Below are 15,698 nucleotides of genomic sequence, written 5' to 3'. Positions count from 1 at the left end.
ACCACCAGGAACGCGGCGACCTGGAAGGCGATCATCGGCCAGGGTGCGCACAGCGTCGCCGCGGAGCTCCACGCTGACGCCAGCGAGCTCCGCCCCGCCCTGGCGTCCAGCAGGCCGCCGACCAGGTCGGTGACCAGCACGGTCAGCAGCGCCGGGCCGAGCAGCGGACGCAGCCGCGCCGTCGCCGACGCGCGCGCCTCACCCACCGGACCGCTCCCGTCGGGCCGCCCGGAAGGTCCGCCGCTCCCGCAGCGCGAACGGGACCCGCAGCAGCAGCGTCCAGACCAGCGCCGGACCGCGTCCGACGAACGCGAGGGCGCGCGGGCGCAGGTCGACGGGCAGGTCGTGCAGCACCCAGGGCAGCGCGAACAGGCCGTCCCTCGGCGTGTAGTGCCGGCCGAACTCCGGGTGCAGCGCGTCCCACTCCGCCGGGGTCAGGTGCCGCTGCACCAGGGCCATGGCGTCGGACTCCTCGTGGCCGAGGTGGTGCCCGAGCCGCTCGCGCGCGGCCGCCATCCGCACGACGAGCGCCGCACGGGTGTCGGCGTCGCCGCCGGACGTCAGGTGGTGGAGACCTGCGGCGCACCCGGACAGCAGCGGGTCGATCTCGCCGTGCTCGGCCTCCATCGCCTCGAGGGTGGCCCGGCCGCTCACGTCGCCCGCGCGGTCGACCTCCGTCAGCAGCAGTGGCCACAGGATCTCGTCCTCGCCGGCGTGGTGCAGGTGCAGGACGCGGGCGAAGCGGCCCCAGCGGCGGTCCAGCCGGCGCCAGGCCCGCCGGTCGTCGAGAGGGGTGGCGGCCACGGCCGCGGTGAACGCGGCCAGGTCACGACGGAACGCGTGGTGCATGAGGTACATCGGCATCAGGTCCGCCGGACCGGGCGGCGCGGCCGCCTGCCCGGGGAAGCTGGCCTGCGGAACGTCTCCGCCCGTCGTCGTGGTGGTGGTCATCTGGGGTTCGTCCTCCCGGTCCCGGTCGCGAGCTGCGACGCGACCACGCTGACGGGCGGGTCTGGACTGGCGCTGGGAGCCGGCTGGGGCCCGGGCCGGAGCGAGCTCGGGCCGCGGCCCAGCCGGGACCCAGAGGACGACGGCAGCCTCGTCGGCATGACTCCTGCTGCGCACCCCCTGCCCCTCGCCCCGTCCCCGGGCTCGCCCGGCGACCCCGTCCCGACGCCGGCCCGGCCCGCCCCGCGGGCGGTGCTGGACGGTCTCACCGACGTCCTGGCCAGCTACCGCACCTGCGAGCTGGCCACCGTGACGAGGGCGGGGACGCCCGTCGCCTGGCCGGCGGTCAGCTGGTACGACCGGGCCGCCGGCCGGCTCGTGCTGACCACCTCGATCGCGCTGCCCCGCAAGGCGTTCAACGTCCGGCGGGACCCGCGGGTGGCGCTGCTGTTCTCCGACCCCACGGGCAGCGGCCGGGCGGACCTGCCGCAGGTGCTGGTGCAGGGGACCGCCCACTGCCCGGACGAGATCCGCACCTCCCCGGAGGGCCTGGAGACGTACTGGCGGGAGCTGTGGCGCCGTCAGCCGGGCTCGTCCGGCTACGGCTCCACCCCGCTGGACCGGTGGCTCTTCGACTTCTACTACATGCGGCTGGTGCTGACCGTCGACCCGACCAGCGTGACCACGCAGCCGCCCCTGGTCCGTCCGGCGCCGCCCCGCGGGCCGAAGCCCTCCCGCACCGACGACAGCCCCTACGGGCAGGTGGCACGCCGGCTCCCCGGTTACAGCGACGGCGTGCTCGCCACCGTGACCGGGGACGCCCCGCCGGTGCTCCGCCGGGTCCGACCCTCAGCCGACCCGACGACGGGGACCCTGCTGCTGGCGGGCGGCGAACCCGTCGAGGTGCCCGACGCGTCGTCGGCGAACCTGCTGCTGCACCGCCACGACGACCAGCTGGGCCGCCTCCGGCAGTTCGGTCTCGTGGGCACGCTCGAGCCCGCGCAGGACCTCGTCGCCCTCCGGCCGACCCGGGTGCTCGCGGCGGCGGAGGCGACCACGCCGCTGTCCCTGGCCCGCACCGTCCGCCGGCTGCGGCGCTCCACCCAGCGCTACCTCGACCGGCGCGGGCTCCCCCGTCCCACCATCCCGTGGGCGGACTACCGGCGGTTGGCCTCCGGGTCCTGACGGCGGCCGGGACGGGGGTGTCGGCACGGCCCCCCACCGCCGCCGCACCACCCGGACCCGTCGGGGAGCGTGGTCGAGCGGTCGTTAGGCTGCCGTCCCAGCGGCAGCCGGGATGCCGATGAGCTCGCACGACGGAGGCCGCGGTGTCGGTGGGGCGAACGGTCGCGGCCGTGGCCGCCGTGGTGCTCTGCCTGGTCGGCGCCGCCTGCGGCGGCCCCCAGCAGGCGGACGCGGGCGCACCGGCCCCGTTGCGGATCAGCGCGATCCCGGACCGGGACCCGGCCGAGCTGGCCGCGCGCGAGAAGGCGCTCGCGGCCTACCTGGGGACCACGCTGGACGTCCCGGTCGAGTACGTGCCGGTCACGGACTACGCGGCGTCGGTCAGCCTCTTCCGGACCGGCGACCTCGACCTGGTGTTCTACGGCGGGCTGACCGGGGTGCAGGCCCGCCAGCAGGTGCCCGACGCGGTGCTGCTCGCCCAGCGCGACATCGACGCCAGCTTCAAGAGCGTCTTCATCGCCAACAAGGCGGCCGGGGTGGGTGCGGTGCGCGACGTCGCCGGCCTCGCGGCCCTGCGCGGCCAACGCTTCACCTTCGGCAGCGAGTCCTCGACCTCGGGCCGGCTGATGCCGGAGTACTTCCTCGCCCAGGCGGGCGTGACGAGCGCGACCGACTTCGCCGGCGCCCCCGGCTTCTCCGGCTCCCACGACAAGACGGTCGACCTGGTGGAGTCCGGCAGCTACGAGGCCGGGGTGCTCAACGTGCAGGTCTGGCAGGACCGGCTCGACGCCGGCACGGTCGACCTCGCGAAGGTGGAGGCGGTGTTCACCACCCCGACCTACCACGACTACCAGTGGGTCGCCGGACCTGACGTCGACGACCGGATGGGGGCGGGCTCCACCGACCGGATCCGGGACGCGCTGCTCGGTCTCGACGGGTCCGACGTGCAGGAGACGGAGGTGCTGGACCTCTACGGGGCCTCGTCGGTCATCCCCGCCGCCCCGCAGGACTACGCCCAGATCGAGGGCATCGCCCGTCAGCTGGGGCTGCTGACTTGACCCCAGCCGTGGTCGTGGCCCTGCGCGCCGTGCGGGTGCGGTACGGACCGCTGCTCGCCCTCGACGACGTCGACCTCACCCTCGTCGCCGGTGAACGGGTCGCGGTCGTCGGCCCCAGCGGCGCGGGCAAGTCGACCCTGCTCGCCCTGTGCACGGCCGCGGTCCGGCCGACGAGCGGGACGGTCGAGGTCCTCGGGCAGGACCTGACGTCGGCCACGCCGCGGCAGCTCGCCGCGGTCCGGCGACGTGTCGGCGCCCTGTACCAGCGGCTGCACCTGGTCGGCCGGCTCCGGGTGGTGCACAACGTGAACGCGGGCCGGCTCGGCGCCTGGCCGTGGTGGCGGGCGCTCCTCTCCCTGGTCAGGCCGCTCGAGGTGGCCGCCGCACGGCAGGCCCTGGCCCGGACCGGCATCGAGGCCCTGGTCGACGCCCGGACCGACGAGCTGTCCGGCGGGGAGCAGCAGCGCGTCGCGCTCGCCCGCCTGCTGGTCCAGGACCCGGAGCTGGTCCTGGCCGACGAGCCGGTCTCCAGCCTCGATCCCGCCCGCGCCGAGGAGGTGCTGCGGCTGCTCGGCGAGACGGCGACCGGGCGGGAACGGACGCTGCTGGTGAGCCTCCACGACGTCGACCTGGCGCTGCGGCACTGCGACCGGGTGGTCGGGGTCCGCGCCGGCCGGGTGGTGTTCGACCTGCCGGCCGCAGCGGTGACCGCCGACCTCCGCCGTCAGCTGTACGCGTTCGAGCCCTCGGGGTGAGCGGCCTCACCGGGATCAGCTCCCTGGAGGCGGCGCAGCAGCCGGGCCGGTCCCGCCGGACCGGGCAGGCGGCCGACCGGGGTCGGCGCCGCACCGGACGCCGCGGCTGGCTCCTGGTGGCGGCCCTGGCCCTCGCCTGGAGCGTGGCCGACCTCCTCGGCAGCGGCCGCCCGCTGCTCAACCCGGCCGGCCTGCCGCTGCTGGGCGCGTTCTGGTCGGCCGCGGCGCGACCGGACCTGTCCGCCGCGGCGCTCCGCGCCACCGCCGAGGCCGCGCTGACCACCGTCGCCTTCGCCGTCCTCGGCAGCGCCCTCGCCCTCGTCCTCGGGGCCGCCGCCGCGGTCCCCATGAGCCAGACCTGGTGGGCGCCTGCCGGCGGGCGCCGCCCCGCCCGGGCCGCGGCCACCGCCGGGCTGCTGGCGACGCGGGTCGCGGCGGGGCTGCCGCGCGGTGTCCACGAGGCGGTCTGGGGCCTGCTGCTGGTCAGCGTGCTGGGCCGGGACCCGCTGGTCGGCGTGCTCGCCATCGCCCTCCCGTTCGGCGCGATCACGGCCAAGGTCTACTCCGAGATCATCGACGAGGCCGACCACGGTCCCCACGACGCCTTCCGCGCGGCGGGCGCCGGCCGGCTGACGGCACTCTGCTACGGGATCGTCCCCAGCACGCTCAGCTCCCTGACGTCCTACGCCTTCTACCGCTTCGAGTGCTCCATCCGGGCGGCGGTGATCCTCGGCCTGATCGGCGCGGGCGGTCTCGGCTTCCAGCTGTCGCTGAGCTTCCAGGGCCTGCAGTACGACCAGATGTGGACCTCCCTCTACGCGCTCGTCGTCCTCAGCGCCGCGGTCGACGGCTGGGGGGCCTGGCTCCGCCGGGGGTCCAGCCCGGTCCGGGGCCGGCTGTCGGCCGTCCTCGCCGCCCTGCTGGCCGGGGCCTCGGTCTGGCACCTGGCGCCGGAGGCGTCGCGGTGGTCCTCGGCGCGGACCTGGCGCCTGCTCGTCGAGCTGCTGGACGACGTCACACCGCTGCGGCTGCCCCGGGAGGGCTGGCCGGGGCTGCTGGCCGGGGCGGTCGAGACCCTCCAGATGTCCGTCGTCGCCGCAGCCCTGGCCACCGCGCTCGGCGTGGCCGTCGCCTTCGTCGCCGCCCGGGGCGCCACCTCACCGTGGGGGCGGGGCGCCGGCTGGCTCGCCCGGTCGCTGCTGCTCGTCACCCGGGCGGTCCCGCCGCCGGTGTGGGCGCTGCTCGTGCTGTTCGTGGTGCTGCCGGGGCCGCTGCCCGGTGCGCTGGCGCTGGGCATCTACACCTTCGGGATCCTCGGCCGGCTGTTCGCCGAGGTCGTCGAGAACCTCGACGGGCGGCCGCGCGACGCCCTCGTGCGGCAGGGCGCGCCGCCGCTGACGTCGTTCGCCTACGCCGTCGTGCCGGCGGCGGCGGGCCAGTTCGCCTCCCTCAGCCTCTACCGCTGGGAGGTGGCCGTGCGCGAGACGGTCATCGTCGGCCTCGTCGGGGCCGGCGGGCTGGGCCGGATGCTCGAGCAGCAGCGGGTCGCCTTCGACCTCCCCGCCATGGCCACGACGGTGCTCACCCTGGTGGCCCTGTCGCTGCTGGTCGACGCGGCCAGCATCGGCATCCGGCGCTCCCTCCGCTGAGCGCGCCCCGCTGCCGCGCCCTCAGGACAGCGGCACCGCTCCCAGGTCGGCGAGGTCCTCCGGCCAGGCCGTCCCCCCGAGGGCGACCCGACGGAGCGCGGCGAGGACGAGGTCGTGACTGCTCCCCTTGACCAGGTAGCCCACGGCGCCGTGAGCACGCGCGGCGGCCCGGCTGCTGTCGCCGGCCTCGCAGGTCAGCATGACGACGCGCGCCGTCGGGTGCTCGCGGTGCAGCATCGCCGTCGCCTCGATGCCCGACACCTGGGTCATCCGGACGTCCATCAGGACGATCTCGGCCCGCAGCGCCGCCACGGCCTCGACGACCTCGGCCCCGTCGGCGCACTGCCCCACGACCTCGAAGTCCGCGCTGCCCTCGACCAGGCTCACCAGGCAGTCGCGGAAGAACTCGTGGTCGTCGACGACCAGGACTCGGATCATCAGTGACGCCCCCTGGATCGGCCGGTCGGGACCGGCGGCTGCCGGCCCTGTGACAGCAGAGTGCCCGGACCGTTCAGGCTTCACACCCCCCGGGCAGGGTGGGTCAATCCCCTACAAATGAGGCGTGCTACGACCTTCGTCCAGTCCCCTGCCCCGACGTACGAGGACGAGGGGCGCCTGGTGGCCGTCGTGCGGCGTCCGGTCGGTCGGCACCGACCGGTACGAGTAGTAGTAGTTGCGATCACTACTACGTCGCGCCAGCCTGCGGACGTGATCGAGGACTCGTCAGCCTGGGTTTCACCGCGTCGGAGGCTCGCGTGCACGTCGCCCTGCTCCAGCAACCCGAGTCGACCGGGTACGAGCTGGCGAAGGCCGCGGGCCTGCAGCGCGCCAACGCCTACGCGGCCGTGGACAGCCTCTGGGGAAGGAGGCGGTCAGCCGGGTCGACGGCGGCACCCCGGCCCGGTTCGTCGCCATCCCGCCGACGGATGTCCTCGGCCGCATCAAGCGGGCGACCGTCCGCCGCGCCGACGGCGGGCCGGCGCGGGCGAGGCCGTCCTGGTCGAGAGCGCCCAGGGCACGCAGCTGTCGGTGTCCTACAGTCTGGGCACCCGGCCGCTCCTCACCCACATGATCGACCTGACGTGACCGGGGACGAGCGGCTGCGGCGCCGTGGCCTGTCCGTTGCACCCAGGTCACGGGTCACGGAATAGGCCCGACCGTGCACTGGTTGGCGACTCCAAGAACGCTATACCCCCCGGGGGTATCGAGAGGAGCCACGATGGACGAGCCAGCACCGCACGAGCCAGCCCTGCAGCGCGACCGCACCGCCACCGGTCCCGGTGACGCCGGCGCCCAGGAGGGCCACGCCGCACCCGGCGGCCGGCTCACCGCGCCGGGGCACCACGAGGACCACGGCGGGCACGGGGACCACGAGGACGTGTTCCGGCGGCTGTTCTGGATCATGCTGGCGACGGGGCTGCCGGTGGTCCTCTTCTCCGAGATGTTCGCGGCCCTCGTGGGCTACCCGCTGCCGGACGCCGCCTGGGTCGGCTGGGTCTCCCCCGTCCTGGGCACCCTGATGTACCTGTGGGGCGGGAAGCCGTTCCTGACCGGCGCCGCCGCCGAGGTCCGCGCCACGAGCCCCGGCATGATGCTGCTGGTCGCCCTGGCCATCACGGTCGCGTTCGTGTCCTCCCTCGGCTCCAGCCTGGGCCTGCTCAGCCACGAGCTCGACTTCTGGTGGGAGCTGGCGCTGCTGATCGTCATCATGCTGCTCGGCCACTGGATCGAGATGCGGTCCCTGGCCCGGTCCGCCTCCGCGCTCGAGTCCCTGGCGGCGCTGCTGCCGGACGAGGCGGAACGGGTCGAGGGCGACCAGGTCGTCACGGTCTCCCCCACCGACCTGCGGCTGCACGACGTCGTCGTCGTCCGCCCGGGCGGCCGCGTCCCCGCCGACGGGGTCGTCGTCGACGGCGCCGCCGACGTCGACGAGTCGATGATCACCGGCGAGTCCCGGCCCGTCGCCCGCACCGTCGGCGACACCGTGGCCGCCGGCACCGTCTCCACCGACTCCGCCCTGCGGGTGGCCGTCACCGCCGTCGGCGACGACACCGCCCTCGCCGGCATCCAGCGCCTGGTCGCCGAGGCACAGGCCTCCTCGTCGCGGGCGCAGCTGCTCGCCGACCGCGCCGCGGGCTGGCTGTTCTGGTTCGCCCTCGCCGCTGCCGCCGTCACCGCCCTCGTCTGGATGCTCCTCGGACAGCCCGACGACGCCCTCATCCGCACGATCAGCGTGCTGGTCATCGCCTGCCCCCACGCCCTGGGACTGGCCATCCCGCTGGTGGTCTCGATCGCCACCGAACGCGCCGCCCGCGGCGGTGTGCTGGTCAAGGACCGCACCGCGCTCGAGGCCATGCGCACGGTCGACACCGTCCTGTTCGACAAGACCGGCACCCTCACCCGCGGCGAGCCCGCCCTGACCGCGGTCCTGACCGTGGACGGGCGGACCGAGGACGCGCTGCTGGCCCTGGCCGCAGCCGCGGAGGCCGACAGCGAGCACCCCCTCGCCCGCGCCGTCGTCACCGCTGCCACCGACCGCGACCTGCCCCGCCTCAGCGGGGCCGACTTCCAGGCGTCCACCGCCGTCGGCGTCACCGCCACCGTCGACGACCACCGGGTCAGCGTCGGCGGGCCCGCCCTGCTCCGCGCGCACCAGCTGTCCCCGCTCCCGGGTTCCGAGGCGTGGAAGGCTGACGGCGCGATCATCCTGCACGTCCTCGTCGACGGCCGGGTCGCGGGCGCCCTCGCCCTGGCCGACGAGGTCCGCCCGGAGTCCCGCGAGGCCGTCTCCGCCCTGCACGCGCTCGGCCACCACGTCGTGATGATCACCGGCGACGCCGAGCAGGTCGCCCAGGGCGTCGCCGCCGAGCTCGGCATCGACCAGGTGTTCGCCGGGGTTCGCCCCGAGGACAAGGGCGACAAGGTCGAGGAGCTCCAGGCCCAGGGCCGCCGGGTCGCCATGGTCGGGGACGGCGTCAACGACGCCCCCGCCCTGGCCCGGGCCGACGTGGGCATCGCCATCGGCGCCGGCACCGACGTCGCGATCGCCTCCGCCGGCGTCGTCCTCGCCAGCGACGACCCCCGCTCGGTGCTGTCCGTCTTCGAGCTGTCCCGGGCCGGCTACCGCACGATGCGGCAGAACCTCGGCTGGGCCGCCGGCTACAACCTCGTCTCCGTCCCTCTCGCCGCCGGTCTCCTCGCCCCTGTCGGCTTCGTGCTGCCCATGGCCGTCGGCGCCCTGCTGATGTCGGCCAGCACGCTCGTGGTCGCGGCCAACGCGCAGCTGCTGCGCCGGCTCGACCTGCGGCCCGAGGCGAGCACGAAGGCGGTCCTGTCCGCGCGGTGATCGTCGAGCGTCCGCCGCGTGGACGGTCGTGCTGGCGGGCGCGTGGGCGGCGGTCAGCGGGAGGGCAGCGGCGTGCCGGTGCGGGCCGAGGTGACGACGTCGGTGATGGCGCGGACGGACTCCGCGGCGGGGGCGACGTCCTCGAGCAGGCCCTCGTGGGTGGAGTCGACCGTGCGGTGCACGGAGCGGGTCGACAGCGCGGCGAGCTGGTCCTGGGCGCCGACCCAGCCGTCGGTCCCGGTGCTGCTCGCGGAGGCGGTCAGCACGGCGAGCGGTCGGTCGCCGAGCGTGCTGAGCGCCTGGGCCTGGGCGAAGACCTCCGGGAGGACCGAGATCTCGTCCCGCTGGCTCCGGTAGGCCCGCGGGGCGGCGGAGAGCGCGTCGACCCGCGCGGCGTCGGCCGCCGGCAGGTGGGAGGTCCCGGGGACCAGGTGGACCAGGCCGAGGCGGCTCAGCGTCGGCAGCAGCGCCAGGCCCCGGCGCATCAGCAGCTGGTACTGGCCGGGGTAGGCGGGCAGGCGGGTGAACTGCTCGGGGCTGGCGCTGTCCAGCAGCACCAGGCCGACGACCTGATCGGGATACCGGGCGGCGTACGTCATCGCGACGGTGCCGCCCGTGGAGTGCCCGACCAGCACGTAGGGGCCGTGCTCACCGGCCACCGCGAGCAACGTGTGCAGGTCCTCGGCCGACTGCACGCCGTCCCGGGGGCTCGCGACGTCGTCGCTCCAGCCCTGACCGGCGCGGTCGTAGGCGCACACCCGGGCGGTGGCGGCCACGGGCCCCATGATCCGTGCCCACCCGGCCGAGGATCCGCCGAGTCCGTTGGAGAGCACGACGGTCGGGCTGCCCTCGCCCCGGCAGTCGAGGTGGAGCCGGTGACCGTCCACGTCGTGCAGCTGTCCGGGGGCGGGGAACGCGGCCCGGTCCGCCGTCCGCGCGACGTTGCCGTAGACGGCGCCGATCGAGGCCAGGACCAGCACCGCGATCGCCGCGGCGAGCACCCAGCGCGCCCTCCCGGTCACCGAGCGGCGCACCTGGACGACCATCCACCCCGCGAGCGCCACCATGAGCGGCGGCCACACCCAGGTCGACGCGGTGAGGGTCTGGTCGCCCGGCTCGAGAACCACGAGGGCCGCGCCCGTGAAGCCCAGGGCGACCGCCGGCACCACCGCCCACCGCTGCGGTTGGCGGGTGCGGCACACCGTGAGCACGGCCATCAGGGCCCAGCCGAACCCGAACCCGAGCAGCAGGGCCCCGGTGATGGTGGCCTCGGTGCCACCGTCGAACACGACGAGGGCGAGCACCAGCGCGGCGACCGCGCCAGCAACGGCAGAAGCGACGATGGTGCGCCCGGCGGGGCGGCGGTTCGTGGCTTCCCTGGTCGGGTCCGGCGTGCGCTGCGGCCGGCTGGTCGGGTGGGTCTGGACGCTCATGGTGGTCTCCTTCTCGAGCGGGTGGGTCGCTGCTGGCGAGCGTGGACCGGAACGGGTGGCGACCGGGGGTCAGTGCAGGTGGATCGGACCTGCGGCACCGCGGGTGGCGGGCATCCGGAGCAGGGCGACGACCGCGAGGGCGGCGGCGATCCCGGCGGCGGTGATGAAGCCGGGGGCGACGGCGGCCGCGGCGCCGTCAGGCGTGGTCAGCGGGCCGGCGGCGGTCGCGACGGCGGACAGCACCGCAACGCCGAGGGCGGCGCCGACCTCGTGACCGGTCATCAAGAACCCGGAGGCCAGGCCTGCGTGCTCGACGGGGATGTCGCGCATCGCCGCGGCCGAGACCGCCACGAAGACCAGCCCGGACCCCAGCCCGACGACGACCAGCCCGGGCAGCAGGTCGGTGCGGTAGGAGGCGGCGGCGGTGACCCGCGCCAGCAGCAGCGACCCACCGGCGACCACCACCAGCCCGACGGCCGCGATCACCCGCCCCGACAGGTGCGCAGCGGCATGGGCGGCGACGTGGGTCCCGACGACCAGCGCGGTCGCCAGCGGCAGGAACGCCAGCCCGGCGGTGAGGGCCGAGTAGCCGAGCGTGGTCTGGACGACGTTGGAGGTGAGGAAGACCGTGCCGATCAGCAGGCCGGTGATGCCGAGCATCACCAGGGTGGACCACACCAGCGAGGCGATCCTCCATGTGTGCGGTGGGATCAGCGGCGCGGGTGCGCGACGCTCGACCAGGAGGAACGCCACGACGGCCGCCGCTGCGATCACCAGACCGGCCAACGTCCAGACGGACGCCCAGCCGCGCGACTCGATGCGGGCCAGCGTGAACATCAGGGTGGCGAGGCCCGCCACGAGCGTCGCGGCCCCCAGGACGTCGAAGCGGGTGGCGCCCAGCCGGCCCGCGGACCCCCGCGGCAGCAGGTGGGCCGCGGCGGCCAGCGCCACCACGCCGACGGGGACGTTGACCCAGAAGATCGTCTGCCACCCGGTCCAGGTGGTCAGCGCACCACCGACGACGACACCGGCGGCGACGCCCAGTCCTCCGATGGCGCCCCACAGGGCGAGCCCCCTGGCGCGTTGGGCGCCGCTGTAGGTGGTCATGATGAGGGCGAGGGCGGCCGGGGTCATCAGGGCGGCGCCGGCTCCCTGCAGGGCGCGGCCGGCGATCAGCTGACTGGCGGAGGAGGCGAACCCGCTGCCCAGGGAGGCGGCGGTGAACAGCGTCAGGCCGGTGAGGAAGACGCGTCGGCGCGGCAGCAGGTCCGCGATGCGGCCGCCGAGCAGCAGCCCGCCGCCGGAGAGCAGCAGGTAGGCGGTCACCATCCACTGGAGGTCGCCGCCCGCCAGGCCGAGCTCACGCCCGATGACGGGCATGGCGGTGTTGACCACGGAGATGTCCAGCACCACGAGGACCTGCGCGGTCAGCGCGAGGACCATCACCGACCAGGGGCGGCGCGGCTGCGCGTCCTTGGTCGGGGTGGGGGGAGCGGCGGCGGTGGAGTGGTGCAGAGCGTGTGACATGGGGACCTCCTGCGGTTGAGGACGGGTGGATCGCTGGTGACCTGCACGTGCGGTCGTCGGGGGCGCCCGGTGGACGCCAGGGGCCTGCCTGACGGCGGCCTCGTCGGACTCAGACGGAGAACGGGGCGAACCGGATGGCGGCGGTCAAGGCGCCGTAGCGGAGCAGCAGCCGGGCGCGGCCCTCGGGCACGCGCACAGCCTCATGGCGGAAGGCCTGGATGAACACGTCCGGGAAGCCGTCGCGGGGGTGCTCCCGCGCCGCGTCGGCGAGCGTGGCCGAGGGCAGCTCCCAGCAGCGCAAGCCGACGGCGTCGGCGGCGGCACCGGCCGCGAGCAGGTAGGCGACCGGGCCGGCGGCCGCGGTGACCCCGGGCGTGCAGTGCAGCGTGATGGCGGTCAGCAGGGTGTCGGTGGCGGCGGTCGAGAGCCCGACGTCCTCGGCCACGGCCCGCGCCAGGCGCGACGAGGTGAGGGTGAAGTCGGCGTCGCCGGTCGGGTCCACCAGGCCGGTGTCGTGGAGCAGGGCACCGGCGTAGAGCAGCTCGGTGTCGACGTCGACGCTCTCGAGCTCGCCGAGGGCGCGGCCGTAGACGTAGGTGCGGTAGCTGTGGTGCAGCAACGGACCGGGGAGGATCCCCCGGGCGCGCTGCTCCGCCACCCGCGTCAGCGGACTGGTGGGTGGTCTGAGGCGGTCCGCAGCCACGTGGGCGTGGCGGCCCGGGTGGACACCGAGGGCGAGCCGGAGCCGCCCGACCGCGTTCTGGACGTGGGTCCGGGCGAGCGGACGCAGCAGCGCCCGGCGTTCGGCGGTGGTGAGCCGGCCCGAGGTGCGTTGCACCCAGCTCGCGGGCCCCACCGTGTCCTGCACGCCGTGCAGGTCCTTGGTCTGGTTCATCGCGGTCCCTGCCGTGGAGCCGTCTGCGGGGCGGCGTCCGTCCGGCACGCTCGGCCGGCACCTCTGACCTTCGCGGCAGTCCGCGGGCATGGCACCGGTCAGATGGCCGGGATGGCGAGGGCTTGGTCAGCCGAGGGTGAGACGGGCCAGCTCCCCGCGGGAGGTGACGCCGGTCTTGGTGAAGACGTTGCGGAGGTGGAACGCGACCGTGCGGGGTGAGATCCAGCAGAGCTCGGCGACGTCCTTGTTGCTCATCCCCTCACGGACCAGCTGGGCGATCCGCAGCTCGGTGGGGGTGAGCTGGACCAGGGTCGAGGGGTCGCGTCGGCGAGCCGTCTCCCCGGAGGCGCGCAGCTCGGCCGCCGCTCGCTCCGCGAGCGGGTCGGCGGCCAGGTCCCGGAAGGCGTCGAGTGCCCGCTTCAGGTGCTCCCGGGCGTCGACGCGACGTCCAGCACGGCGCAGGTGCTCACCGTAGGCCAGCTCGGCGCGCGCGGCGTCAAAGGGACGGCCCGCTCCCGCGTGATGACGCAGCGAGCCCTCGAACAGCGCGGTGGCCTCCTCCCCCGTCCCGGCCAGCAACGCGCGGCCGTAGCAGGCCACCGCCTGCGCCCAGGGCAGCGCGCTCGCCGCGGCAAACCGCTCCATCTCGTCGGTCCACGCCCGCGCGAGGACAGGGTCGGCGGCCTGGACCGCGGCTGAGATGCGGGGCGTGGCCGCCAGCCGGGCCAGCACCCCGTCGCGCATCCGGGTGAAGTGGTGCAGGGACTCGCCCGCATCGCCGCCCAGACCCGCACGCACGGCGCGGGCCCAGCGCAGCACATCGGCGACGAAGCCGTCCATCACGCCCAGTCGGTGATGGGTGAGGAGCGCGGTGGCCCGCTCGTGGAGGTCGTCGTAGTCATCGCGCCCCTGCAGCGCCGCCAGCAGGGTCAGCCAGGCCAGGGGGGTTCCGGTCTGCGCCGGCTGGCCGATGCTGCGGGCCAGCGACAACGCCTCATCGGCTGAGCGGCGCACGGCGGACCAGTCGCCGGCCGCGTACTGGCTGAAGCACAGCCGGTGCAGCGCGTACAGCACCTCCATCACGGCACCGTCGGTCCGGGCTGCGGCCAGCATGCGGATGAAGAAGGAACGGTGGGCGGCGTCGTCACCCAGGTGCAGCGCCAGGTTCCCCAGGTTCGCCCACACGTCGCGGTCCTCCGCCGCCATGCCGTGGCTCAGCGCGGTCCTCAGCGTGCCGATGGCCCCGGCCCAGTCCTGGTCCGCTTCGCGGTCGGTCGCCTCCAGCAGCAGCTTGAGGCACCGCACCCGCGGGGCGTCGTCCGGCTCGACGAAGGACGACAGGGTGCCCGGCGGCAGGGCGGCGCCGCTGTCGATGCCGTGGCTGCGCAGCACCCCGGCGTACGCCGCCATCTCCAGAGCCTGGACCGGGCTCTGGGCGGCGACGTCGCGGGCGGCGGTGATGAAGATGCGGTGCGCGTCGACGGCGGACCCGGCCGCGACCTCGATCCGCCCGCGGAGCCGGTCGATCGCGGCCCGCAAGCGCCGTTCGTCGGCGACCGCCCGTGCGGACGTGAGGAGCGCCTCGGCCTCGTCGGTCCGGCCCGCCGCGTAGGCGTTGCGGGCCGCAGCGAGCAGCCGCTGCGCGCGCTGGTCGTCGCGGGTGCTCAGCTCGGCAGCACGGGCGTAGGCCAGCGAGGCGGCTTCGTGGCCGCCGCGACTCTCGGCCCGGGCAGCGGTGGCCGCGAGCTCCTCGGCGACGGCGTCATCGGCTCCCTCGGCCGCCGCGGCCCGGTGCCACGTCCGCCGGTCCGCGTCCGCACCGGCCCCAGCCCCGGCGCCGTGGTCGAGAGCCGCGGCGAGTGCGGCGTGGGCGACCCGGCGCTCGGCGGCGGTGGCGGCCTGGGAGACCGCCGAGCGGACCAGGGGGTGACGCACCTGGACGAGGTCGCCGTCGACCCGCAGCAGGCCCGAGCGCTCCATCTCGCCGAAGGCGACTTCGCCGGCCCCCAGCGCCCGGCCGGCGCGGCGCAGCTCGGCGAGGTGGAGCGAGTCGTCCGCGGCCGCCAGCAGCATCAGCGTCTGAGCCTCCGGGGACAGCCGACGGCAACGGTCGAGGAAGGTCCGCTCCATCCGCTCGGTGAGCGGCAGCTCGGAGGGCAGCAGGTCGGTCCCGGACAGCTGGCCTGCGCTCAGCCGACCGGGAGCCTCGACCAGGGCCAGCGGGTTCCCACCGGTGCGCGCCGCCAGCGCGTCCACCACCGGGTCCGCGACGCCGGCGCCGGCGCGCTCCTCGAGCAACGACCGCACCGCCGCGGGCGCCAACGGCCGCAGCGACAGCTCGGGCACGTCGAGGGGGCTGAGGAACGACCGCGCCTCGTCGTCGCGGGCGGCGAACACGATGACAACCCGTTCGGCGAGCAGCCGTCGGGCGACGAACAGCAGCGCGTCACGCGAGGCGGCGTCGAGCCAGGGGAGGTCGTCGACCAGACACAGCACCGGCTCCGTCTCGCCGAGCTCGGTCAGCAGCGTCAGCGTTCCCAGGGCCACCAGGAACGGGTCGAGACGGCCCCCGTCCTCCTCCCCGAACGCCACCCGCAGCGCCCGCCGCTGCGGAGCCGGCACCGCAGCCACCCGGTCCGACGCGGGACGGAGGAGCCGGTGCAGGGCCGCGAACGCCAGCGCGGACTCCGCCTCCAGCCCGGCCGTCCGGAGCACCCGGAACCCGGAGGCGCACACGGCGGTGTCGTCGAGCAGCGCCGACTTCCCCATCCCGGCCTCGCCCCGGACCAGCACGCTGGACGCCTGCCCGGCTCGCGCGGCCGCGAGCAGCTGGGCGAGCCGAGCTCGCTCCGGGTCGCGGCCGTGCAGCACGGCGTCAGCCTAGGGCGCCTGAGCCGGCGAC

General features: G+C 75.6%; 12 protein-coding genes. 6 read left to right on the top strand and 6 right to left on the bottom strand.

The annotated features are described in order from the left end of the window. Positions 1–198 precede the first annotated feature (198 nt). Complete coding sequence (locus BLT72_RS03520) at positions 199–951, bottom strand: hemerythrin domain-containing protein (protein ID WP_091410204.1); 753 nt, start codon at positions 949–951, stop codon at positions 199–201. 156 nt (positions 952–1,107) lie between these two features. On the opposite strand from BLT72_RS03520, the gene BLT72_RS03515 reads away from it, so the two are divergent. The 4 genes from BLT72_RS03515 (at position 1,108) to BLT72_RS03500 (ending at position 5,595) form a co-directional block, all read left to right on the top strand. Continuing rightward, the gene (locus BLT72_RS03515; RefSeq protein WP_091410201.1) at positions 1,108–2,133 is read left to right on the top strand and encodes a pyridoxamine 5'-phosphate oxidase family protein; all 1,026 of its coding nucleotides are present in this window, start codon (positions 1,108–1,110) and stop codon (positions 2,131–2,133) included. 143 nt (positions 2,134–2,276) lie between these two features. Then, a complete protein-coding gene (locus BLT72_RS03510; protein ID WP_091410199.1) occupies positions 2,277–3,191 on the top strand; it encodes a putative selenate ABC transporter substrate-binding protein in 915 nt (304 codons plus the stop codon). Further along, a complete protein-coding gene (locus tag BLT72_RS03505) occupies positions 3,188–3,946 on the top strand; it encodes a phosphonate ABC transporter ATP-binding protein (RefSeq protein ID WP_197677190.1) in 759 nt (252 codons plus the stop codon). Before BLT72_RS03510 ends, BLT72_RS03505 begins: the two co-directional genes overlap by 4 nt. Beyond that, positions 3,943–5,595 carry a PhnE/PtxC family ABC transporter permease gene (locus tag BLT72_RS03500; RefSeq protein WP_091410197.1) on the top strand — a complete coding sequence of 551 codons (1,653 nt, stop codon included), beginning with the start codon at positions 3,943–3,945 and terminating at the stop codon, positions 5,593–5,595. The genes BLT72_RS03505 and BLT72_RS03500 overlap by 4 nt, the downstream gene beginning before the upstream one ends. Positions 5,596–5,616: 21 nt before the next feature. Here BLT72_RS03500 and BLT72_RS03495 read toward each other — a convergent pair whose 3' ends face one another. Continuing rightward, a complete protein-coding gene (locus BLT72_RS03495; protein WP_091410194.1) occupies positions 5,617–6,033 on the bottom strand; it encodes a response regulator in 417 nt (138 codons plus the stop codon). Positions 6,034–6,131: 98 nt separating this feature from the next. Between BLT72_RS03495 and BLT72_RS23465 the strand changes: the two genes are divergently transcribed. Further along, on the top strand, positions 6,132–6,746 hold the full coding sequence (locus BLT72_RS23465) for a helix-turn-helix domain-containing protein (protein ID WP_091410192.1): 615 nt from the start codon (positions 6,132–6,134) through the stop codon (positions 6,744–6,746). 68 nt (positions 6,747–6,814) lie between these two features. Next, positions 6,815–8,941, top strand: a complete 2,127-nt coding sequence (locus BLT72_RS03485; RefSeq protein ID WP_091410190.1) for a heavy metal translocating P-type ATPase — start codon at positions 6,815–6,817, stop codon at positions 8,939–8,941. 53 nt (positions 8,942–8,994) lie between these two features. On the opposite strand, the gene BLT72_RS23260 is transcribed toward BLT72_RS03485, so the two are convergent. From BLT72_RS23260 to BLT72_RS03465, 4 genes are all read right to left on the bottom strand, one after another. Next, complete coding sequence (locus BLT72_RS23260; protein ID WP_091410188.1) at positions 8,995–10,374, bottom strand: alpha/beta fold hydrolase; 1,380 nt, start codon at positions 10,372–10,374, stop codon at positions 8,995–8,997. Positions 10,375–10,443: 69 nt separating this feature from the next. Beyond that, positions 10,444–11,901 carry an MFS transporter gene (locus BLT72_RS03475; RefSeq protein ID WP_091410185.1) on the bottom strand — a complete coding sequence of 486 codons (1,458 nt, stop codon included), beginning with the start codon at positions 11,899–11,901 and terminating at the stop codon, positions 10,444–10,446. 109 nt (positions 11,902–12,010) lie between these two features. Next, positions 12,011–12,796 (bottom strand): HD domain-containing protein, encoded by a 786-nt coding sequence (locus tag BLT72_RS03470; protein WP_157720282.1) that lies wholly within the window; start codon positions 12,794–12,796, stop codon positions 12,011–12,013. A gap of 126 nt (positions 12,797–12,922) precedes the next feature. After that, positions 12,923–15,667 (bottom strand): helix-turn-helix transcriptional regulator, encoded by a 2,745-nt coding sequence (locus BLT72_RS03465; RefSeq protein WP_091410181.1) that lies wholly within the window; start codon positions 15,665–15,667, stop codon positions 12,923–12,925. Positions 15,668–15,698: the final 31 nt, after the last annotated feature.

The sequence above is a fragment of the Friedmanniella luteola genome (genome assembly GCF_900105065.1).
Taxonomy (GTDB): domain Bacteria; phylum Actinomycetota; class Actinomycetes; order Propionibacteriales; family Propionibacteriaceae; genus Microlunatus; species Microlunatus luteolus.
This window is presented reverse-complemented; position numbering and strand designations above follow the sequence as displayed.